Origin of the sequence: Micromonospora chalcea, from assembly GCF_028768405.1 — a bacterium.
Taxonomy (GTDB): Bacteria; Actinomycetota; Actinomycetes; order Mycobacteriales; family Micromonosporaceae; genus Micromonospora; species Micromonospora chalcea.
In genome coordinates, this window is record NZ_CP118233.1 from 1,973,190 (window position 1) to 1,994,566 (window position 21,377).

Below are 21,377 nucleotides of genomic sequence, written 5' to 3' on the forward strand. Positions count from 1 at the left end.
ACGGATCCGGGCGACGCGCCGGGACGCGGCGCGCGCTCACAGCCGGATCCGGGGGTTGAGGACCGCGTAGAGCATGTCGGTCAGGGCGTTGGCGATCACCACGGTGACGGCGAGCATGATGAACGCCCCCTGGATCACCGGGTAGTCCTGCTGCCCGACCGCCTCGTAGATCAGCCGGCCGACCCCGGGGTAGGCGAAGACCGTCTCGGTCAGCACCGCGCCGCCGACCAGGGTGCCCAGTTGCAGGCCCATCAGGGTCAGCGCCGGCAGGATCGCGTTGCGCAGGCCGTGCTTCCACACCCGACGCCGGGCCGAGAGACCACGCGCCTGCGCGGCGCGGATGTAGTCCTCACCGAGGACCTCGATCATGTTGGTACGGAGGGTCAGCGCGTACGGGCCGAGCTGCACCAGGACCAGGGAGAGCACCGGCAGCACCAGGTGGTGTGCCAGGCTCAGGTAGGCCGCCGCGCCCCGGGTGTCCGGGTCGATCGCCCCGCCGATCGGAAACCAGCCGAGCTGGGCGCCGAAGAAGACCAGCAGCAGGATCGCGACGCTCGGCACGAACAGCGCGTTGGCGCTGATCCCGAAGCCCTGCAACGCGCGGTCGAGCCACTTGCCGCGGTTGACCGCGGCGGCCACGCCGATCGGGATGCCGACGGCGACGGTCAGGACGAACGCGCTGCCGGCCAGCAGCAACGTCCAGGGAAGCCGGTCGAGGATGATGTCGGTGACCGGCTGGATCTGACGGAACGAGATGCCTAGGTTGCCCTGGACCAGCTCGCGCAGGTACGACACGTACTGCTCCCACAGCGGACGGTCCAGGCCGTACGTCTTGAGCAGCGCCGCCTGCATCTCCGGTGTCATGTCGCCCTCGACCATGAGGGTCGTGGGGTCCCCCGGCAGGAGCCGGAGCAGAAAGAACGTCGAAGTGATCGCGATCCACACGGTCAGGACGGCCTTCAGTGCCCGGCTGAGCACGAAACGCGCCACGGGGGACCCCTCCTCTCCTCTGGTTGGGTGGGTTACTTGACCGGGGTGACCTGGGCCAGCGAGTACGCGGTGACCATGCCGAGCAGGTCCGACGGCGACGGGACGAAGCCGGTGAACTTGCTGGCGTTGTAGGCGAACTGGAAGTTCTCCACGTACAGCGGGGTCAGGTACGCCTGCTCGTGCACGACCTTGTCAATGTTCTTGATCTTGGTCTTGAACGCCTCCACGTCGGTGGTGCCGGCCGCGTCGTTGATCAGCGCGTCCATCTCCGCCGACTCGAGCAGGTTGTAGTTGATGCCACCCGGGTTGCTGGACAGGTAGGTGCTGCGCAGCTGGTCCATCGGGTTGTCGAAGACACCCCACTGCGAGGCGTCGATGTCGTACTCGCCGTTCTTGGTGCGGGTGAGGAAGGTGTTCCGCTCCACGCACTCGTTCTCCAGCTTCACGCCGGCCTTGGCCGCGCTCTCCCGGAACAGCTGCACAACCCGGGTGATGTTGGCGTTGGACTGGTCGCACGCCACGCCGAACTTCAGCTCGTCGAAGAAGCCGTCGTTGTTGGCGTCCTTGTAGCCGGCCGCGCTCAGCTTGGCCTTCGCGCCCTCCGGGTCGAACGGGTACGGCTGCAGCTCGGTGTTGTCGTACTCGGAGAAGATCGGCGAGATCGGGCCGGCCATCTGCTGGCCGTCGCCCTGCAGCACGGCCGAGATGATCCCCTTGGTGTCGACCGCCATCGACAGCGCCTGCCGGACGTCCTGGTCGGCGAGGTACTTGTTCTTCATGTTGTAGGTCAGGTGCGCGAAGCCGAGTGCGCCGACCTTCTTCAGCTTGATCTTGTCGTCGTTCTCGAAGGTCTTCGCCGCCGAGACCGGCACCGGGGTGCCCATCATGTCGATGTCGCCGTTGCGCAGCGCCAGCATCATGGTGTTCACGTCCGGGTAGACCCGGTACTCGACCTGGCTCACCGCGGCCTTGCCACCCGGCGCGAGCGGGTAGTGCTCGTTGCGCTTCATGACGTAGCGCTGGCCCTTGGTGATGCTGTCCAGGACGAACGGCCCGGCGCCGACCCAGTTGGAGTCGTTGGCGAACTTGGACAGGTCACCGGCCGGCTCGAAGACGTGCTTCGGCACGACCGACATCCAGAAGCCGACGCCCTCGGCGAACGGCGCGTACGGCTGCGAGAGCTTGAACTTCACAGTGGTCGCGTCCGGCGCCTCGACCGACTCGACCCAGGTCAGCTTCGCCGCGACGTTGCCGAGCTTGTACTTCATGATCGACTCGGCGGAGAACTTCACGTCCTCGGCGACCACCGGCTTGCCGTCGGTCCACTTGAAGTCGTCGCGCAGCACGAAGACGGCGGTCTTGCCGTCGTCCTCGTAGCGGTACTCCTTGGCCAGCTCGGGCGACTTCTTCGCGTTCTCGTCGATCCGCAGCAGGTGCGGGTACATCGCGTTGAGGATCCACGAGTCGGTCTTGCTCAACGACTGGAGCGGGTTGAAGTTGCTCACGTCGGTGGTGGTGCCGATCCGCAGCACCGAGTCCGACGACGAGCCGCTGGAGGAGGAGGTCTCCTCGTTCAGACCGCAGCCGGAGACACCGAGCGTGGCCGCCACGCCGAGCGCGACAGCGAGCCGCCACCGACCCTTGACTGTCTTGTTCACCAAACCTCCTGAAGAACCCGGATGATGTTGCCGCCGATGACCTTGGCGATCTCGTCGTCGGAGTAACCGTGCGTGACCAACCACCCGACGATGTTGCTGAAGCACTCCGCCGGGTTCTCCATGCCACTCACGTACGGAACCCGAGGGTGGTCCACCACTCCGTGGGCCTTTCCGATCGCCAGGTGCTGGGTAAAGCTGTCGTGCAGTCCGACGTGGTCACCGAAATTGGTGTCCGGGCCGAACGCGACGTGGTCGATGCCGACCAGTTCCACGCAGTAGGTGAAGTGGTCCATCACCGACTCGATCGAGTGGTGCGGGTGGTCGCCGGAGAGGGTGGTGTGCGGAGCGGCCTCGATGCCGATCACGCCACCCCGCTCGGCGCAGGCCCGGATCACCTCGTCCGGCTTCATCCGGGGGGTGTTCCAGACCGAGCGGGCGCCGGCGTGGGTGATGAACACCGGCACCCGGCTGGCCTCGATCACGTCCAGCGACGTCTGGTCGCCGGAGTGCGAGATGTCGATGGCGATCCCGAGCTTGTTCATCCGGTCCACCGCGCGCCGGCCGAAGTGGGTCAACCCGCCGTCGCGGTCCTCGGAGAGGCCGGAACCGAGCATGTTCGCCTGGCTGTACGCGATGCCCATCTGGCGTACCCCGAAGCCGTAGAGGACGTCGATCCGGTCCAGCTCGTTCTCGATCATCGTGGCTGCTTCCAGGCCGGCCACCAGGGCGATCTGCCCGTTGCGCTTGGCCTCGAAGATCTGTTCGAGCGTGGTCGCCACCACCACGTGGCCCTGCTTGGCGACGTCGGCGAAGCGCAGGCCGATGTCGTAGATGACGTCGTCCCACTTCCAGGCGTGCTCGCTGGTCACGCAGCCGGTGCCGTTCATGAAGTTGTCGAAGACCGCGGTCATGCCGGACCGGGCCAGGCCCTCGAACCCGAAGGAGTTGCGGCCGGTGCGGTTGTAGTCGCGCAACTGCGTCACGTCGGCCGGCAGGATCTTCGGGTGCTCGTGCAGCGAGATGGCCATGTGCTCGCGCAGCAGCCGGGAGACGCGGGCACGCTGGTCGTCGGTCAGGCCAAGGTCGTGTTCCGGCACCCGGCCGATCTGTGGCGCGAGCTCGAAGACCTTGTAGTCCACATGCGGCACCAGGTAGTCGAAGGACCGGTATCCGGCGTAGCGGGGGGCGGGTTCCTGCACTGGTCTACTCACCTCGTCAGCTAGAGGCATGAGGAGTGAGGTCTGACCTCATGCCTCGTGGAACGTACCGAGCGCAAGCACGGCACAGGAATACCTCGTGACCTTTCCGTTACCGGAATCGGGGAACATTCCCGCAGGTCGGGACCGGGCTCCGGCAAGCGGGCCGAGCAACTGAGCCGGCCCCGGCCGAATGCACGAGGCGATCGGGCCGAACGGCGGACCGCGCCTCGATCACCCCCAGTGGTCAGACCACTCGACCGCGAAATGCACGCCGACTGCGCGGCAATGGTGAACCAAGGGGTTCAGTGTTGTACGGTGAACCATGTGGTTCAGCAAGAGACGCTCGACCGGGTCTTCGCCAGCCTGGCCGACCCCACCCGACGCGACATCCTGATCCGGCTCGGCACGGGTCCGGCCACCATCAGCGAGCTCACCGGGCCCACCGGGATGAGCCTCACCGGCATGCGCAAGCACGTCCGCGCGCTGGAGGACGCCGGTCTCGTGGTGACGCAGAAGGTCGGCCGGTCCCGGCAGTGCCGGCTCAGCGAGGCCCCGCTGGACACGGCGATGGCCTGGATCAGCTTCTACCGGCGCCTCTGGGCACGCCGCCTGGACGGCCTCGACGCCTATCTCACTCTCACCACGGAGGACCGTGACCATGACGCTCCAGATCCACCTGACCCGACAGCTTCCGGGCACGCCTGAGGAGGCGTTCGACGCCTACACCGACGCCGGCAAACAGAAGATCTGGTTCGGCATCCTGGACGAGGAGCCGGGCATCGTGGAGATCGACGTCGACCTGCGGGTCGGCGGGAAGCAGACAGCCGTCTGGGGGCCCTCCCCCGACATGCTGTTCCGCGAGACCCAGACGTTCCTGGAGATCGACCGCCCGCACCGCCTGGTCACCGAGTCCTCCGGCAGCAGCCCGGACGGCGAGACGATGACCACCCGCGTCGAGGTCACCTTCGAGGAGAAGGACGGCGGCACGCTGATGACCGTGACGCAGAGCGGCTTCCCGGCACCGGAGCTGCGCGACTTCTTCGCCACCGAGGTGTGGACCGGGGCGTTCGCCCGCATCGAGGCGTACCTGACGCGGGAGCGCGGGACGCTGCCCTCGCCCGGCTGACCGGCCGAGCCGTCACGGATTGTGGTCGGGTAGACAGCGCCGGATCCCGCTTTTTGCCGACACCGCGTTGGTAAGATCGCGACATGGTGTCGACAAACATGAGAGGTGGCGGCTGATGTTCCTGGCCATTCGTGAGCTGGGGTTCGCGCGGCTGCGATTCGCCCTGATGGGAGCCGTGATCGTGCTGATCTCGGTGCTGATGGTGATGCTGTCCGGCCTGTCCGTCGGACTGGTCCGCGACGGCGTCTCCGGGCTGCAGAACCTTCCGGTCACCTCGTTCGCGTTCGCCCACGGCGTGCAGCACGACTCGGCGTTCTCGCGCAGCGTGGTGGACGCCTCGACGGTGGACACCTGGCGCGAGCAGCCCGGGGTGGCGGAGGCGACCCCGTTCGGCAACACGCTCATCAACGGGCGTACCGACCGGGGCACCGAGGTCGACCTGGCGCTGTTCGGCGTCGAGACCGACTCGTTCCTGTCGCCCGCGGTCAGCGAGGGCGACCGGCTCGGCCCGGCGGACGGGATCGTGGTGAGCCCCACCGCGATCGACGCGGGCCTGCGCGTCGGCGACACCGTGACGGTGGACCGGCTCGGCACGAAGCTGCGGGTCGTCGGCGTCACCGAGCAGCAGGACACCTTCGGCCACGTCGACGTGGCGTACGTGCCGCTGGCCACCTGGCAGGCGGTCAAGTCCGGCACGCCGGCCGGCACGCAGGTGTCGGCGCAGGCCACCCAGGAGATCACCGCCGTCGCGGTCCGCGCGGCCGACGGCGACTCGGTGGACCTGGCCGCGGGCGACAAGGCCGCCGGCACGGAGAGCCTGACGCTGGAGGAGTCCTACGGCGCCTCGCCGGGCTACACCGCCGAGACGACGACGCTCCAGCTGATCCAGGGCTTCCTCTACGCGATCTCGGCGCTCGTGGCCGGCGCGTTCTTCGCGGTCTGGGCGATCCAGCGCAAGCAGGAGGTCGCCGTGCTGCGGGCGCTGGGCGCCTCGACCGGCTGGGTGCTGCGCGACGCCCTCACCCAGGCGCTGATCCTGCTGGCCCTCGCCATCGCCGTCGGCATGGGGATCGGACTCGGCCTCGGCGCGCTGATCTCCGGCGGCAACGTGCCGTTCGCGCTGCACCCGCAGAGCATCGCCGCCGCCGCGGCCGGACTGCTCGTGCTCGGCCTGGTCGGCGCGGCAGCCGCCGTCGTCCGCCTCACCTCCATCGACCCGGCGACCGCCCTGGGAGGCAACCGATGAGCAGCCGGACCACAGCGTCCCCCTCGACGACGGGCACCGCGCCGGCCGACCTCGGCCTGGTCATGCGCGGCGTCCACCTGCGGCACGGCGACGGCGCGGAGACCGTGCACGCGCTCGACAACGTGGACCTGACCGTCGCGCCGGGCGAGCTGGCCGCGATCGTCGGGCCGTCCGGCGCGGGCAAGTCCAGCCTGCTCGCCGTCGCCGGCGGGCTGGCCCGCCCCGATCAGGGCGCCGTCACAGTGGCCGGCCACGACATGACCGTGTCCAGCCGCCGGGCGCGCACCGAGCTTCGCCGCCGGCACGTCGGGTTCGTGTTCCAGTCGGGCAACCTGCTGCCCGCGCTGACCGCCGCCGACCAGCTGCGCCTGCCGCTGCGACTGGGCGGGCGGCGGGACCGCGCCGGACGCGACCCGCTGGAGATGCTCGCGCACGTCGGCCTGGCCGGTAAGGCCGACCGCCGGCCGCACCAGCTCTCCGGCGGCGAGCGCCAGCGCGTCGGCATCGCCCGGGCGCTGATGACACAGCCGTCCGTGCTGCTGGTGGACGAACCGACAGCGGCGCTGGACCGGGCCCGCAGCCACGACATCGTCCAGCTGCTCGCCCAGGAGGCACGGGAGCGGTCGGTGGCGGTGGTCATGGTCACTCACGATCACGACGTGCTGCAGTACTGTGACACCGTCTACGAGATGATCGACGGCAAGCTCGCCACGAGCAGCTGACCGCGACGGCAGGGCGCGACGCGGACCCGGTGCGCGCACCGGAGACTTGGAGGTTGGCGTGCCGAAGATCCAGGCCTCAACCGTCGCCGAGCACCGGGCCGCCCAGCGGGCGGCGCTGCTCGACGCCGCCCGCGCCCTGCTCTCGCAACACCCGGACCAGATCCCCAGCCTCGCCGACGTGGCGCGGCACGCCGGCCTGGCCCGGTCCAGCGCGTACTCCTACTTCAAGTCACGCACCGACATGTTCGACGTGCTCGTCGCCGACACCTTTCCGCGGTGGTCGGCCTTCGTCGAGAACCGGATGGCCGAGGCCCGCACGCCCGGGTCGCGGATCCTGGCGTACGTCGAGGCCAACCTGCAACTGGTTGCCCGGGGCGACCACGCGCTGGCCCGGGCGATGGCGACAGTCGGCAACAGCGAGGTGCTCGCGACCTCCAGCCGCCTCCTGCACGACAGCCTCGAGGCGCCGCTGCGCGCCGCTCTCGCCGACCACGGGGCGAGCGACCCGAACCGGATGGCCGAGGTCATCCAGTCGATCGTCTACGCCCTCAGCCGCATGATCGAGAACGGCCTCGACCTTCCCTCGGCCACCGGCCTCGCCCGCGAGCTGCTCACGCCGTACGTGCGCCCCGCCGCTGCCTGACCCCCGCCACCGCCGGCACGTCCCACCCGGCCGCCTCGCGGCGAGCGTCCCTCCGAACCGGACAGTGCCGACCCGGCCGACCGAACGATCGAAACGGACCGCCGGGCGGTCGCCGGGCGGCGGCACTGTCATCTCCCGTGGCCGCCCGAACGATCGAGCCACGAATCGACGAACCTTGCCCGCTTGCGTTCCGCCTAGTGGAACAGCAGGTCAGAGGCAGTACGGTTCGGTAAGTTACCGATCAGTAGCCTGTTGACGGAGACCGGCGTCACCCCTACCGTTCCACTCAATCGAACGGCGTACGGTTCAACCGAACGCTCTCGGCCATGCCGAGCGCGGCCCGAAACAGGAAGTCCGAGGCATGCCTGACGACAAGCTTCTCGCTCTTCTCTCCCCCACCCGGCTCGGTCGTCTCACACTGCGGAACCGGGTCTTCGTCCCCGGTCACACCACCAACTTCGGACTGAACAACGTGCCCACCGGGCGCCACGTGGCCTACCACGCGGAGCGCGCCCGGGGCGGCGTCGGCCTGATCATCACCGAGGCGATCCGCGTGCACCCCACGAGCGCGGGCCGCAGCATCAGCCTCGGCAGCTTCGACGACTCGTCGATCCCGGCGTACGCGGCGGTGACCGAGGCCGTGCACGAGCACGGCGCGCGCATCTTCGCCCAGATCATGCACGCCGGCCGGCAGGCGAACGGGGACGCGACCCGCACCGCCGCCTGGTCCTCGTCACCGGTGCCGTGGGCGGCCGGCTCACACGTGCCGCACGCGATGGGACGCCGGGACATCGCCGTCGTCGTCGAGGCGTTCGCCGCCGCCGCCCGGCGGATGCGTGATGCCGGCTTCGACGGCCTGGAGGTGCACGCCGGCCACGGCCATTTGCTGCAGCAGTTCCTCTCGCCGCACACCAACACCCGCGCCGACTCCTACGGCGGCAGCCTCGACAACCGGATGCGGCTGACCCGTGAGGTGCTCACCGCGGTGCTGGCCGCCGCGCCGGACCTGCCCGTCGGACTGCGGGTCAGCGCCGACGAGTTCCTGCCCGGCGGTCTCGACCCGGCCGCGGTGCTGGAGATCGTCGGCAAGCTGCGCGCCGACTTCCCGCTCGCCTACGTGCACGTCAGCCACTCCGCCTACCACGGCAGCTGGTCGCTCGCGACGCAGATGGCGGACATGAGCTTCGGCCACGCCCCGTTCCGGCACCACGCGGCGCTGTTCAAGCAGGAGTTCCCGGACCTGCCGGTGCTCGCGGTGTGCCGGCTGGACAGCCTGCCGGAGGCCGCCGAGCTCGTCGCCGCCGGCGAGGCCGACCTGGTCGGCCTGGCCCGCCCGCACATCGCCGACCCGCACCTGGTCCGCAAGGCCGAGCAGGGCCGCCAGCACGAGGTACGCGCCTGCCTCGCCTGCAACCAGGGCTGCATCGGCCGGCTGGAGACCAGCCTGCCGATCTCCTGCGTGGTCAACCCGGAGGTCGGCGCCGAGCGGGAATGGGCGCAGGCCTGGCCGGAGCTGCCCGGACCGTCCGGCGCGCGCAAGGTCCTCGTCGTCGGTGGCGGCCCGGCCGGCCTGGAGGCCGCCCTCTCCGCCCACCGGGCCGGGCACCAGGTGTCGGTGGTCGAGGCGCGCGGGCACCTCGGCGGGCAGGTGGAACTGGCCGCGCGCGTACCCGGACGGGAGCGGCTCGGCCTGCTCACCCGCGACCTGGCCCGCGACGTCGAGGCCGCCGGCATCCCGGTACGCCTCGACCACCGCATCGGCGTCGAGGACGTGCTGGCCGGCGGCTACCAGGACGTCGTCCTGGCCACCGGCTCCCGGCCCACCCGGCGGGAGCTGCCCGGCGGCCCGCCGGTGATCGACATCTGGCAGGCCGTCGACGCGCTGAGCGACCCCGACTTCCGGCCGACCGGCGCCGTCGTCGTGCTCGACGACGAGGGCACCTGGGCCGCCGCCTCGGTGGCCGAAGGGCTGGCCCGGCGCGGCGCCCGCGTCCACCTGGTCTCCCCCACCGCCTCGGTGAGCGCCAAGATCACCACGTACTCGCGGCTGGCGCTGCTCAAGCGCTTCGCGGACCTGGGGATCGCGGTGCACCCGATGCGCACGGCGCGCCCGGCGGGCGCCGACGCGGTCGCCCTGGGCGGTCCGCTCGCCGGCGCCGACACCCTCGTCGAGGGCGTCACCATCGTCGTCGACGCCGGCTCGCCGCAGGCCGCCGACGAGTTGTACCGGCAGCTCGACGCGCTGCCCGACGGTCCCCGGATCCACGTCGTCGGCGACGCGAACGCCCCCCGCACGGCCTTCGAGGCCGTCTACGAGGGACGCATGGCGGGTGCGTTCCTCGGCCGCTACGACACCGCGTCCGCAGATCGCGTGCGGTACGCCCACTGACCCGTCCATCCCGGTCGCGGCCCGCCGCGGACCGGTCCTCCCCCACCTGAAGAGGAGACACGCATGCTGGACATCGAGGAGCGCCTCACCCTGGATGAGCGTTCCGCCGTGGACTTCGTCCTCGGCCTGCGCAAGCGCTGGGCGGACACCGTCTACCCGGCGCTGCGCGAGGAGTACGGCGCCACCGGCGCGGCGGCCACCACGGTCGGCGACGCGAGCCAGGTGCTGCGCGGCCTTCCGCTCTACCCGTGGTTCAGCCACCTGGAGCGGGTGCAGCAGAAGATGCTGTGGAAGGTCGCCGGCGACGCGGTGCTCAGCCGCCGCGAGGAGCTGACCGACCAGCTGACGTCGGTGCCCGAGCAGCCGAAGGGCTCGCTGGAGCTGAACCCCGACCTGGAACTGCCCGACTGGTACACCGACTACGACATCCACATCCAGCCCGGCAGCTTCTTCTCCGACGACATGTCGGCCTACGTGTACGAGTTCGGGGCGCGCATCGTCATGCTGCGCGACAACGACGGCTACAAGTTCCACACGCTGTTCGCCAAGACCGCCCTGCCCGAGCTGCCCGCGGCGACCCGGATCGTGGACATCGGATGCGGCTTCGGCAAGAGCACCCGGCCGCTGCCCGCGAAGTACCCGTCCGCGCAGGTGATCGGCGTGGACCTGGCCGCGCCGGGTCTGCGGCTGGCCCACGCCGAGGCCGAGGCGACCGGACTGGCGATCGACTACCGGCAGGCCGACGGCCGGGCCACCGGCATCGAGTCGGGCAGCTGCGACGTGGTCACCGGCACGATGGTGCTGCACGAGATGCCGGCCACCGCGATCCGGGAAACGATCGTGGAGGCGGCGCGCCTGCTCAAGCCGGGCGGCTCGCTGCGCTTCCTGGAGTTCATGCTCACCGGCGACCCGCTGCGCGACGCCACCGTCTACGAGCACGCCGAGCGCAACAACGAGCCGTTCTTCCACGACCTGTTCGGCTCGGACCTGATCGAGGTCTGCGCCGAGGCGGGCCTGACCGACGTGTCGTGGACCCCGTTCGACGAGCGCCGCAACGGCGTCCAGCCGCAGGGCTGGGGCGACCGTCCCGAGTGGCACTTCCCCTGGGCCGTACTGGCCGCGACCAAGCCGGAGGCGTGATGAGCACCGAGTTCGACTACTTCGGAGACCCCAAGGTCGGCAAGCTGCTCGACCTGGTGCTGCAGCTCTCCACCGAGCTGCACGTGACCCGGCAGCGGGTACGTGTGGTCGAGGCGCTGCTGACCCGTTCCGGCGTGCTGACCGAGGGCGCCGTCGACGGGTTCGCCTCCACCGAGGAGGAGCAGCAGGTCCTCGACCGCGAGCGGGACGCGCTGCTGGCCCGCCTGATGCGCATCCTCACCGAGCACGGCCCCGCGGAGCACCCGCTGCGGGACCAGTGGGAGGCGGCGCTGAGCGAGAAGACCGGCTGATGAGCGCACCGGACGCGCCCGGGCTGATCGACAGCTACCTGCAGCTGTGTGAGGACCGCCGGCTCGACGAGGCCGGCGCGTTCCTCGCGCCGCAGGCCCGGCTGGTCTTCCCGGGCGGCCGGGAGTACTCCTCGCTGCGGGAGATGGCGGCCGCCTCGACCGGGACCTACCGGTGGGTGCGCAAGCACCGGGACCGCTACCTGGTGGGTGACGACAACGGGCGGGTCACCGTGACCTCGCTCGGGCGGCTGTACGGGGAGTGGCTCGACGGCACGCCGTTCGAGGACATCCGCTACGCGGACGTGTTCGTGCTCGACGGCGCGCTGATCGTCGAGCAGCACGTCTACAACGACCTGGCACTGGTCGCGTCGCTGCGCGACGCCTGAGGGCACTGGGGCGTCGCCGCGCGACGCCTGACGGCAACTGTCGCGTCGCGCCGCGACGCCTGATACCCCGCCTCCGCCGCCACGGCGGCGGAGGCGGTCTCCCCCGACTCACGACGAGGTGTGTGCATATGAAACGGAAGTGGGCACTGCTCCCGGCGGCGCTGGCCGCCACGCTGGTTCTCTCCGCCTGCGGCGGCGGCTCCGACGACGAGGCCGGCGGCGAGGGCAAGGAGGCGAAGCTGACCATGGCCATCGCCTCGGCCGTGATCGGCCCGAAGGAGGAGGTGGCCGTCTACGCGGTCGCCAAGGAACTCGGCTACTTCGCCGAGGAGAAGCTGACCGTCGAGACGATCAACGCCGACGGCTCGGTCGCCGCCCTCCAGGCGGTCGCCTCCGGCAGCGGCGACATCACCCCGGCCGACGCCGGCTCGGCGCTCGGCGCGGTGGAGAAGAACGTGCCGATCAAGGCAATCGGCGGCCTGGTGCAGAACTGGCCGTGGGTGATGGCGGTGAAGCCGGACTCCCCGATCACCGGCGGCGCGGACCTGCGCGGCAAGAAGATCGGCGTGATCAGCCTTGCCTCCGGCTCGGCCCCGTACGCCCGCGCCTACGTCAAGGCCGCCGGGCTGGACCCGGCCAAGGACGTCGAGCTGCTGCCGGTGGGCGTCGGCGCGCAGGCCGCCGCCGCGCTCAACGACGGCAAGGTCGACATGCTGGCGCTCTACACCCAGGCGTACGCGGTCATCGAGAACGCCGGCACCCAGCTGAAGTACCTGACCAACCCGGACGTGTTCACCGGCATCCGGTCGCTCACCTTCAGCGTCGGCGCCCGTGACTTCGACGCCAAGAAGGACTCGTACGAGCGGTTCCTGCGCGCGGCGTACAAGGCGATGCTCTTCTCGGCCAAGAACCCCGAGGCCGCCATGAAGATCGGCTACAAGGTCTTCCCGCAGATCCTCGCCGGCAAGTCCGCCGACGAGCGGCTCAAGGCGGACACCGAGAGCCTCGCCGCGTGGCTGAAGACGGCCACGCCGGCCAGCGGCGAGCCGGAGCAGTTCGGTGACTGGGGCGCGATCAGCGACGACGAGTGGGCGAAGACCCAGGCGTACACCAAGGAGGCCGGCCAGATCTCCGGTGACGTCGACCTGAAGAAGCTCTGGGACCCGAGCCTGCTCTCCGGCGCGAACAACTTCGACAAGGCCGCGGTGCTCAGCAAGGCCGCGAACTACACCGCCTAGCAGCGGACAGCGGAAGGGATTTCGATGGCCATCAAGGCGACGGCCCGCCGGGCGCAGACGCAGGCTCCGGCATCGGTGTCGGAAGACTCCTGGATCGAGATCGACGGGCTGGACAAGGAGTACCGGCCCCGGAAGTCGGCACCGACCCTGGCGTTGAGCGACATCAACCTGACGGTACGTCGCGGCGAGTTCATCTCGGTCGTGGGACCGTCCGGGTGCGGCAAGACCACTTTGCTGAAGATCCTCGCCGGGCTCAGCCCGAAGACCGGCGGCGCGGTACGGATCGCCGGGCGGGACGTGACGAAGCCCCTTCCCGAGGTCGGGATGGTGTTCCAGGCACCGACGCTGCTGCCCTGGCGCACCATCTTCGACAACGTGATGGTGCCGGCGGAGATCCAGCGACTGGATCCCCGCCGGCACCGGGAACGCGCGCAGCAACTGCTCGAGATGGTCGGTCTCAACGGCTTCGAGCAGAAGTACCCGCACGAGCTCAGCGGCGGTATGCAGCAGCGGGCCGGCATCTGCCGGGCGCTCGTGCACGACCCGGCGGTGCTGCTGATGGACGAGCCGTTCGGCGCGCTCGACGCGATGACCCGCGAGTACATGAACGTGGAGCTGCTGCGGATCTGGCAGGAGAGCAACCAGACGATCGTGCTGGTCACGCACTCCATCCCGGAGGCGGTCTTCCTCTCCGACCGGGTGGTGGTGCTCAGCCCGCGGCCGGGCCGGATCGCCGAGGTCATGGACATCGACCTGGAACGGCCGCGTGAGCTCGGCATCATGTCGTCCGACCGGGCCGGGGTCTATGTGGAACGGATCCGCCGACACTTCAACGCCGCCGGCGTAATCGACTGACGAGGGACAGCCATGGCAACAAGCAACCTGGTCCGCAAGCCGGCCCAGCCACCGGCGCCGTCCGCCCGGCCCGCCCGGCGCAAGTTCGACCTGCGGGAGAAGCCCCAGCTCTGGCTGGTCCCGACGGTCTTCGTCGTGGTCGTGCTGGCCTGGGAGTACGGCGTCCAGCTCCTCGGCGTGGACGAGTACGTCCTGCCGCTGCCGTCGAGCGTGGTCGAGTCGCTGTGGCAGCAGCTCGGCGACGACCAGTTCTGGGGTCACTTCTGGGTGACCACGCAGGAGGCGCTGCTCGGGTTCGTGATCGGCGTCGGCGCCGCCCTGGTGCTCGGCACGTTCATCTCCCAGATCAAGATCGTCGAAGCCACGCTGATGCCGTACATCGTGGCCTTCCAGACCGTGCCCAAGGTCGCCCTGGCCCCGCTGTTCGTGGTCTGGTTCGGTTTCGGCCTGACCAGCAAGGTGGTCATGGCCGCGGTGATCTCGTTCTTCCCGATGCTGGTGAACGTCATCGAGGGTCTGCGCGCGGCCGACGCCGACAAGATCCAGATGCTGACGGTGTTCGGCGCGAGCAAGGCGCAGATCTTCCGGATGGTGCGGCTGCCCAGCGCGCTGCCGTTCATCTTCGCCGGCCTGGACATCGGCATCGTCTTCGCCATCCTCGGCGCGGTCGTCGGCGAGTTCATCGGCGCCAAGGAGGGCCTGGGCTACCTGCTGCTGCAGACCAACTACAACTTCGACATCGCCGGCATGTTCGCCGTGCTGGTGGTGCTGTCGCTGATGGGTCTGGTGGCGCACTTCGTGATCCGGCTGCTGCAGAAGCGGCTGGCCTTCTGGGCCGAGGACACGAAGGTGATCGGCGCGTGACGGCAGTGGACGGGACCGCCGTCACGTGTTGGGGGCACCGGTCGGGCGTGCGCAACGCCCGCCCGGCCGGTGGCCGGACCGGAAAGGCAGGACACGCGACATGAACACCGACCCGAACCGGTTCGACGGCCGGGTGGCAGTGGTGACCGGGGCGGCCCGCGGCATCGGGGCCCGCATCGCGGCGACGCTCGCGCAGCGCGGGGCCACCGTGGCCCAGGCCGACCTGCTCGACGACTGGAGCGAGGCCGAGCTGTCCGGCGGCGCGCACACCCGGCACCGGGTCGACGTCCGGTCGGCCGGCTCCTGCGCCGCGCTGGTGGACGAGGTCCTGGACTCCCACGGCCGCCTGGACCTGCTGGTGAACAACGCCGGGATCGTCCGGCGCGGGCCGGCGGCCACGATGTCCGAGCAGGACTTCACCGACGTCCTGGACGTCAACCTCACCGGCACGTTCCGGATGTGCCAGGCCGCGTACCCGGCGCTGCGGCAGACGAGCGGCGCGGTGGTGAACATCGGCTCCACGAACGGGCACATCGCGGTGCTGAACACGCTCGGCTACTGCGTGAGCAAGGCCGGCGTGATGCACATGGCGCGTGTGCTGGCCCTGGAGTGGGCGCCCGACCGGATCCGGGTCAACGCGGTCGGACCGACCATCGTGCCCACCGACATGACCTCCGACGTACGTGGCGACGAGGCGTACCTCGCGGACAAGATGGCGAGCATCCCGCTGGGCCGGATGGCGCAGCCGCAGGACGTCGCCAACGCGGTCGCCTACCTGCTGAGCGACGCCGCCGCCATGACCACCGGCCAGACGATCTTCGTCGACGGCGGCGTCACCATCCACTGACTTCCCCTCTCCGACCCCTTCTGTGAGGACCACCATGCCCAAACCGGATACCGCGGCCGCGCTGGCGGCCGTCGACGCCCACTTCGACGAGTTCGTCGAGGAGCTCCAGCAGCTGTGCCGCATCCGCAGCCGCCGCCAGGAGCCGGAGCAGATGGAGGCCACCGCCGAGTTCATCGCCGGATCGGTCCGCCGCTGGGGCGGCGAGGCCGAGATCATCCCGTGGGAGCAGTCGTACCCGTACGTGCTGGCCGAGGTGGCCGGCGAGGGCGACAAGGCGCTGCTGCACTTCACGCACTACGACGTGGAGGTCGAGCCGGCCGGTGACGACGCCGACTGGATCAGCCCGCCCTACGCGGCGGAGATCCACGACGGCCGGCTCTACGCCCGGGGCGTGGCCGACGACAAGGGCGTCATCATGTCCCGCATCCACGCGGCGGCGGCCTGGAAGCTCGCCGGGCTCACCCCGCCGGTGACCAACCGGATCATCTTCGAGGGCAAGAAGTGGCTGCACAGCCCGGGTCTGGGCTCGTTCGTGCAGGCGCACGCCGACCGGCTCGCCAGCGACGCGGCGCTGTGGGAGAACTCCTGGCTCGACGGCGAGGACCGGCTGCTGCTCAAGCTGGCCGAGAAGGGCGTGCTCTACCTGCGCCTCACCGCGCAGACCCTGCCGCGTGACCTGACCAGCCAGAACACCGCGCTGCTGCCGGCCGCCACGGCGCGCCTGGCCGCCGCCCTGGCGCAGCTGCAGCGGCCCGACGGCACCGTGACGATCCCCGGCTTCGCCGACGACGCACGGCTGCCGACGGACGAGGAGCGGGCGCTGCTGGAGAAGGTGGCGTTCGACGGGGACTTCCTGCGCAAGCGGGCCCAGGTCGAGCGGTTCACCGGCGACCTGGACGACCAGGCCGCGGCGGTGGCCATCCGGACCGTGCCGACGCTGACCGTGGCCGGCATCGCCGGTGGCGACATGCGTGACGACGTGACGCTGGGCATCCCGTCGACGGCGTCGGCGAAGCTGGAGATCCGGCTGGTGCCGGGCCAGGACCCGGAGCGCGTCCTCGGGTGCGTGCGCGACCACCTGGCCGCGACCGGCTTCGGTGACCTGCGCATCGAGGTGATGGCGACCAGCCGGCCCAACCTCACCGACCACCGGGACCCGTTCGTCGCGCTCGTCGCGGACGCGGCCCGCCGGGTGTACGGGACCGAGCCGGTGATCGAGCCGTACACGCAGTGGATCGGCAACCAGGGCGTGATCGCCGACCGGCCCATCGTCGGCGTCGGCGTCTCCCGCGCGGACTCCGGTGTGGACGGCCCGAACGAGAACATCCGGCTGGACGACTACAAGGCCGGCATCAAGCACGTCATCGAGGTCATGGCGGCGCTGGCGGTGGCCGAGTGACCCGGGCCCGCGGCGTGGCCCGCCGCGCCTACGTCGACGTGCCGTGGGGTCAGGTGCACTACCGGCACGGCGGCGACGCCGACGCCCCGGTGCTGCTGATCCTGCACCAGTCCCCGCTCTCCTCGGCCACCTACGACGCGGTCATCGAGCCGCTGGCCCGCCGCGGCCTGCGGGTGATCGCCCCGGACACGCCGGGCTTCGGGATGTCCGACGCCCCGCCGCGCCCGTGGTCCATCCCCGAGTACGCGGCCGGCGTGTGGCAGTTCGCCGACGCCCTCGGGCTGTCCAAGGTGCACCTGCTCGGGCAGCACACCGGCGCGATCGTCGGCGCGCAGGCGATGATGTCGGCGCCGGAGCGGGTGCACCGGCTGATCCTGCAGGGCATCCCGCTCTACGACGAGCAGGAGCGGGCGGAGAAGAAGCGGTCGTACGCGCCCGGCTACTCCCCGGACCGCGACGGCGGGCACCTGAAGGTGATCTGGGACCGGGTGTACGGCCTGTACCCGGCGCTGACCCCGGAGGAGGCGAACCGCCAGGTCACCGAGTACCTGCTGACCGGTCCGGACTACGCCACCGCGTACCGGGCGGTGTTCGACCACCACGTCGACACGGCCGCCCTGGACGCGCTGCCCATCGTGCTGCTGCACGGCGCCGACGACCTGCTGGACCGGATGACGCCGCAGGTGCGGGCCGCGCTGCCCAGCGCCGAGCTGGTCACCATCCCCGGCGGCACCGACTTCGTGGCCGATGAGCAGCCGGAGGCGTTCGCCGACGCGGTCGCCGCGCAGGTGCACGCGGACCTGGGAACGGAGGTGCCGGCATGAACGTCGGCACCCCGGCGTCCGAGGCGAAGGTCGTACCGGCGAACACCGTCTACACCGCGAAGGTGGAGGTGTCCGGCGGCCGGGGCGGAAGCGCCCGGTCGCTGACCGGGTCGCTGCGGGTCGACCTGACCCGTCCCGCCCAGCGGGGCCCGGACGCGCCCGGCACCGACCCGGAGGAGCTGTTCGCCGCCGGCTACGCCGCGTGCTTCGACAGCGCGCTCGCCGTCGCCGCCCGCCAGGCCGGCGTCAAGCCCGGCCCGACGACTGTCACCGCCTCGGTCTCCCTCGGGCAGACCGACGACGGCCGGTACGCGATCGCCGTGGTGCTGGACGTGTCCGCGCCGCAGTGCCCGCAGGCCGACCTGGAGCGCGCGGTGGAGCTGGCCGACCGGATGTGTCCGTACTCGAACGCCCTCCGGGGCAACACCGCGGTGGCGATCCGGGCAAATGGACACCGCTGATCTGACCCGGCCCGCGGCGGCCCGCCACCCGGCGGATCCGCCGCGGCCCGCCGGCCCGATGGCCCTGGCCGTCGGGCTCGGCGCGGTCTACCTGATCTGGGGCTCGACCTACCTGGGCAACCGGGTGGCCCTGGACAGCATTCCGCCGCTGGTGGCCACCTCGGCCCGGTTCCTGGCCGCGGCGCTGCTGCTGTTCGCGGTGGCGGCGCTGTGGCGGGGACCGGCGGGGCTGCTGCTGCCCCGGCGGCAGTGGACCGGGGTGGGTGCCAGCGGGCTGCTGATGGTCGGCGCCGGCAGCGCGCTGCTGGCGCTGGGCCAGCTGTACGTGCCGACGGGTCTGACCTCGCTGCTGGTGGCCGGGATGCCGCTGTGGGTGCTGGTGCTGCGGCTGGTGGTCGGTCCGCGGCCGTCCCCGCTGGCAGCCGTGGGCGTACTCGGCGGTGTGGTCGGGCTGGCGCTGCTGTTCGCGGTGCCGACACAGGGGTGGCACCTCGGCGGGATGCTGCTGGTGGTGCTCTCCACGATGGTGTGGGCGCTGGGCTCGACGCTGTCGCAGCGGCTGCGCATGCCGGCCGACCACCTGGTCGGCACCGGCTGGCAGATGCTCGTGGGCGGTCTCGCGGTGGCGGTGGCCAGCGTGGTCAGCGGTGAGCTGAGCGGGTTCCGCCTGGCCGACGTGACGGGCCGGTCCTGGCTGGCGTGGACCTACCTGATGCTCGTGTCCACGGTGGTCGGCTTCAGCGTCTACACGTGGCTGCTGCGCAACGCGCCGATCCAGCTCGCGTCCACCTACGCGTACGTCAACCCGGTGGTGGCGGTCCTGCTCGGCATGATGGTGCTGGATGAGTCGTTGTCCGGACGTCAGGTGCTCGCCGGCGCCGTGGTGCTCGCCTCGGTGGCACTGGTGATCGCGCGGGAGCGACCCCGGCAGCCGGACGGCCTGCCGCCCGGGAAGACTCCGGTCGCGCCCGCCTGAGGCCCGGCGATCCCGCCCTACGTCGACAGTGGAGGAGAGAAGATGATCACCACAGCGGTTGTCGAGAGCGCCACCGCCGGCCGGACCCGCTCCGGCCTCGGACGCGCCCTCGACATCGTCAACATCATCGCCGAACGGGCGCCGGAGACCCTCGGCGTGTCGACGATCGCGCGGGAGCTGGGACTGCCCAAGGCGGTCGCGCACCGGATCCTCAAGGAACTGGTGGCCGACAGCTTCCTCACCTTCAACGAGGAGACCAAGCGGTACCGGCTGGGCAGCGGCGCGCTGGCGGTGGGACTGGCCGCGCTGCGCGCGCTGGACGTGCCGGACATCGCCCGCCGGTACCTGGTCCGGCTGGTGCGCGACAGCGGCGAGACCGCGACACTGTCGGTGCGGCAGGGCTGGACCCGCGTCTACATCGACCAGGTGCTCTCGCCGCACGAGGTACGCATGTCGGTGTCCCTGGGCACCAGCCACGCACTGCACTCCGGGTCGTCGTCGAAGGCGATCCTCGCGGCGCTGCCGGACGCGGAGATCGAGGACTACCTCGACCACCACCCGCTGGACGCGGTCACCTCGGCCACCATCACCTCCACCGCGAAGCTGCGGTCCGAGCTGGGCCGGGTCCGCCGCCAGGGGTACGCGGTGAGCATGGGCGAGCGGCAGAACGGCGCGGGCAGCGTGGCCGCGCCGGTGCGCTACGCGACCGGGCAGGTGTTCGGCTCGATCTCGTTGTGCGGGCCGCAGAACCGGTTCACCCCGGAGGTCTGCGCCGCGCACGGCGCGCTGGTCGCCGCGGCGGCGGCGGAGATATCCGCCGAACTGGGTTTCCGGCCGCCGGCGCAACGTGCCGCCGGACGGACGGGTCAGGAACAGAACTGGGGAGGTGGAACAGGTGAGTGACGGACCGCTGACGGGCCTGCGCGTGCTGGACGTCTCGACGATCCTCGCCGGACCGCTGTGCTGTCAGATCCTCGGCGACTACGGCGCCGACGTGGTGAAGATCGAGCACCCGACCATGGGTGACAGCATGCGCGGCCACGGCAAGACCAAGGACGGCCATCCCCTGTGGTGGAAGGAGATCTCCCGCAACAAGCGGCTGATCGGGCTGAACCTGTCCGCGCCGGACGGCGCGGCGCTGCTGCTGCGGCTGGCCGAGCGGGCCGACGTGCTGGTGGAGAACTTCCGCCCGGGCACGCTGGAGCGCTGGGGCATCGGTCCGGAGGAGCTGCACCGGGTCAACCCCGGCCTGGTGATCGCCCGGATCACCGGCTTCGGGCAGACCGGCCCGTACGCCTCCCGGGCCGGGTTCGGCACGCTGGCCGAGGCGATGAGCGGGTTCGCCCACCTGACCGGCACGGCGGACGGCCCGCCGACGCTGCCCGCGTTCGGGCTGGCCGACAGCATCTGCGGCATCGCCACCTCCTCGGCGGTGATGATGGCGCTGTGGCACCGGGAGCGTTCCGGCGGCCGGGGCCAGGTGATCGACATGAGCCTGCTGGAGCCGATCATGACCGCCGTCGGCCCGGGTCCCACCGTCTACGACCAGCTCGGCGTGGTGGAGCAGCGGCAGGGCAACCGGTCGACGAACAACGCGCCGCGCAACACGTACCAGACCAAGGACGGGTCGTGGGTCGCCATCTCCACCAGCGCCCAGGCGATCGCCGAGCGGGTGCTGCGGCTGGTGGGCCACCCGGAGGTGATCGACGAGCCGTGGTTCCGTACCGGCGTCGGCCGGGTGGCGCACGCGGACCTGCTCGACGAGTACGTCGGGTCGTGGATCGGTGAGCGGACCCGCGACGAGGTGGCCGCGGCCTTCGCCGAGGCCGGCGCCGCCGTCGCACCGGTCTACAGCGCCAAGGACATCGTCGAGGACCCGCACGTCCAGGCCACCGAGATGATCACGAAGGTCGACGACCCGGACCTGGGCCCGATGCGGATGCACAACGTCATGTGGCGGATGTCGGAGACGCCGGGCCGGATCCGCTTCACCGGCCGCTCCCCCGGCGCCGACACCGACGCCCTGCTCGTCGAGGAGCTCGGCTGCGACCCGGCCGAGATCGCCGACCTGAAAGCCCGTGGCGTCGTCGCCTGACGACGCCG

General features: G+C 70.9%; 22 protein-coding genes. 19 read left to right on the forward strand and 3 right to left on the reverse strand.

Annotated features, from left to right (window positions below):
- Nucleotides 1-36: 36 nt before the first annotated feature.
- Genes PVK74_RS09105 through PVK74_RS09115 form a run of 3 tightly spaced genes read right to left on the reverse strand, consistent with a single transcriptional unit; the run spans nucleotide 37 to nucleotide 3,847 of the window.
- Nucleotides 37-990, reverse strand: coding sequence for an ABC transporter permease (locus tag PVK74_RS09105; protein WP_043323238.1), 954 nt, complete (start codon nucleotides 988-990; stop codon nucleotides 37-39).
- 32 nt (nucleotides 991-1,022) lie between these two features.
- Nucleotides 1,023-2,648: an ABC transporter substrate-binding protein gene (locus tag PVK74_RS09110; RefSeq protein WP_043323235.1), complete on the reverse strand. Its 1,626-nt coding sequence runs from the start codon at nucleotides 2,646-2,648 to the stop codon at nucleotides 1,023-1,025.
- Nucleotides 2,645-3,847, reverse strand: a complete 1,203-nt coding sequence (locus tag PVK74_RS09115) for a dipeptidase (protein ID WP_274478804.1) — start codon at nucleotides 3,845-3,847, stop codon at nucleotides 2,645-2,647. Before PVK74_RS09115 ends, PVK74_RS09110 begins: the two co-directional genes overlap by 4 nt.
- 324 nt (nucleotides 3,848-4,171) lie before the next feature.
- Between PVK74_RS09115 and PVK74_RS09120 the strand changes: the two genes are divergently transcribed.
- The 19 genes from PVK74_RS09120 (at nucleotide 4,172) to PVK74_RS09210 (ending at nucleotide 21,369) form a co-directional block, all read left to right on the forward strand.
- Nucleotides 4,172-4,552, forward strand: coding sequence for an ArsR/SmtB family transcription factor (locus PVK74_RS09120; RefSeq protein WP_176722809.1), 381 nt, complete (start codon nucleotides 4,172-4,174; stop codon nucleotides 4,550-4,552).
- Nucleotides 4,506-4,973: an SRPBCC family protein gene (locus tag PVK74_RS09125; protein ID WP_069088410.1), complete on the forward strand. Its 468-nt coding sequence runs from the start codon at nucleotides 4,506-4,508 to the stop codon at nucleotides 4,971-4,973. The genes PVK74_RS09120 and PVK74_RS09125 overlap by 47 nt, the downstream gene beginning before the upstream one ends.
- 115 nt (nucleotides 4,974-5,088) lie before the next feature.
- Entirely contained in the window at nucleotides 5,089-6,219 is a 1,131-nt protein-coding gene (locus PVK74_RS09130) for an ABC transporter permease (protein WP_166456226.1), read from the forward strand.
- Nucleotides 6,216-6,941 carry an ABC transporter ATP-binding protein gene (locus PVK74_RS09135; RefSeq protein WP_069088408.1) on the forward strand — a complete coding sequence of 242 codons (726 nt, stop codon included), beginning with the start codon at nucleotides 6,216-6,218 and terminating at the stop codon, nucleotides 6,939-6,941. The genes PVK74_RS09130 and PVK74_RS09135 overlap by 4 nt, the downstream gene beginning before the upstream one ends.
- Nucleotides 6,942-6,999: 58 nt before the next feature.
- Nucleotides 7,000-7,584: a TetR/AcrR family transcriptional regulator gene (locus tag PVK74_RS09140; RefSeq protein ID WP_043323222.1), complete on the forward strand. Its 585-nt coding sequence runs from the start codon at nucleotides 7,000-7,002 to the stop codon at nucleotides 7,582-7,584.
- Between the two features lie 361 nt (nucleotides 7,585-7,945).
- Nucleotides 7,946-9,973 carry an oxidoreductase gene (locus PVK74_RS09145; protein WP_274478807.1) on the forward strand — a complete coding sequence of 676 codons (2,028 nt, stop codon included), beginning with the start codon at nucleotides 7,946-7,948 and terminating at the stop codon, nucleotides 9,971-9,973.
- 63 nt (nucleotides 9,974-10,036) lie between these two features.
- Nucleotides 10,037-11,113: a class I SAM-dependent methyltransferase gene (locus PVK74_RS09150; RefSeq protein WP_043323216.1), complete on the forward strand. Its 1,077-nt coding sequence runs from the start codon at nucleotides 10,037-10,039 to the stop codon at nucleotides 11,111-11,113.
- Nucleotides 11,113-11,424, forward strand: coding sequence for a hypothetical protein (locus PVK74_RS09155; RefSeq protein WP_064445583.1), 312 nt, complete (start codon nucleotides 11,113-11,115; stop codon nucleotides 11,422-11,424). Before PVK74_RS09150 ends, PVK74_RS09155 begins: the two co-directional genes overlap by 1 nt.
- Nucleotides 11,424-11,810: a nuclear transport factor 2-like protein gene (locus tag PVK74_RS09160; RefSeq protein ID WP_043323211.1), complete on the forward strand. Its 387-nt coding sequence runs from the start codon at nucleotides 11,424-11,426 to the stop codon at nucleotides 11,808-11,810. Before PVK74_RS09155 ends, PVK74_RS09160 begins: the two co-directional genes overlap by 1 nt.
- A gap of 128 nt (nucleotides 11,811-11,938) precedes the next feature.
- Nucleotides 11,939-13,048 carry an ABC transporter substrate-binding protein gene (locus PVK74_RS09165; protein WP_043323209.1) on the forward strand — a complete coding sequence of 370 codons (1,110 nt, stop codon included), beginning with the start codon at nucleotides 11,939-11,941 and terminating at the stop codon, nucleotides 13,046-13,048.
- Nucleotides 13,049-13,123: 75 nt separating this feature from the next.
- A complete protein-coding gene (locus PVK74_RS09170) occupies nucleotides 13,124-13,903 on the forward strand; it encodes an ABC transporter ATP-binding protein (protein WP_043330007.1) in 780 nt (259 codons plus the stop codon).
- A gap of 12 nt (nucleotides 13,904-13,915) precedes the next feature.
- Nucleotides 13,916-14,767, forward strand: coding sequence for an ABC transporter permease (locus PVK74_RS09175; RefSeq protein ID WP_043323208.1), 852 nt, complete (start codon nucleotides 13,916-13,918; stop codon nucleotides 14,765-14,767).
- A gap of 100 nt (nucleotides 14,768-14,867) precedes the next feature.
- Nucleotides 14,868-15,614, forward strand: a complete 747-nt coding sequence (locus PVK74_RS09180; protein ID WP_043323206.1) for an SDR family NAD(P)-dependent oxidoreductase — start codon at nucleotides 14,868-14,870, stop codon at nucleotides 15,612-15,614.
- Nucleotides 15,615-15,648: 34 nt separating this feature from the next.
- The gene (locus PVK74_RS09185) at nucleotides 15,649-17,013 is read left to right on the forward strand and encodes a M20/M25/M40 family metallo-hydrolase (protein WP_274478809.1); all 1,365 of its coding nucleotides are present in this window, start codon (nucleotides 15,649-15,651) and stop codon (nucleotides 17,011-17,013) included.
- The gene (locus PVK74_RS09190) at nucleotides 17,010-17,837 is read left to right on the forward strand and encodes an alpha/beta fold hydrolase (RefSeq protein ID WP_064445582.1); all 828 of its coding nucleotides are present in this window, start codon (nucleotides 17,010-17,012) and stop codon (nucleotides 17,835-17,837) included. Before PVK74_RS09185 ends, PVK74_RS09190 begins: the two co-directional genes overlap by 4 nt.
- Nucleotides 17,834-18,298 (forward strand): Ohr family peroxiredoxin, encoded by a 465-nt coding sequence (locus PVK74_RS09195; RefSeq protein WP_274478810.1) that lies wholly within the window; start codon nucleotides 17,834-17,836, stop codon nucleotides 18,296-18,298. Before PVK74_RS09190 ends, PVK74_RS09195 begins: the two co-directional genes overlap by 4 nt.
- Nucleotides 18,285-19,274: an EamA family transporter gene (locus PVK74_RS09200; protein WP_069088405.1), complete on the forward strand. Its 990-nt coding sequence runs from the start codon at nucleotides 18,285-18,287 to the stop codon at nucleotides 19,272-19,274. The genes PVK74_RS09195 and PVK74_RS09200 overlap by 14 nt, the downstream gene beginning before the upstream one ends.
- A 42-nt stretch (nucleotides 19,275-19,316) precedes the next feature.
- Nucleotides 19,317-20,177 (forward strand): IclR family transcriptional regulator, encoded by an 861-nt coding sequence (locus PVK74_RS09205; protein WP_043323194.1) that lies wholly within the window; start codon nucleotides 19,317-19,319, stop codon nucleotides 20,175-20,177.
- On the forward strand, nucleotides 20,170-21,369 hold the full coding sequence (locus tag PVK74_RS09210) for a CaiB/BaiF CoA transferase family protein (RefSeq protein ID WP_043330005.1): 1,200 nt from the start codon (nucleotides 20,170-20,172) through the stop codon (nucleotides 21,367-21,369). The genes PVK74_RS09205 and PVK74_RS09210 overlap by 8 nt, the downstream gene beginning before the upstream one ends.
- Nucleotides 21,370-21,377 lie beyond the last annotated feature (8 nt).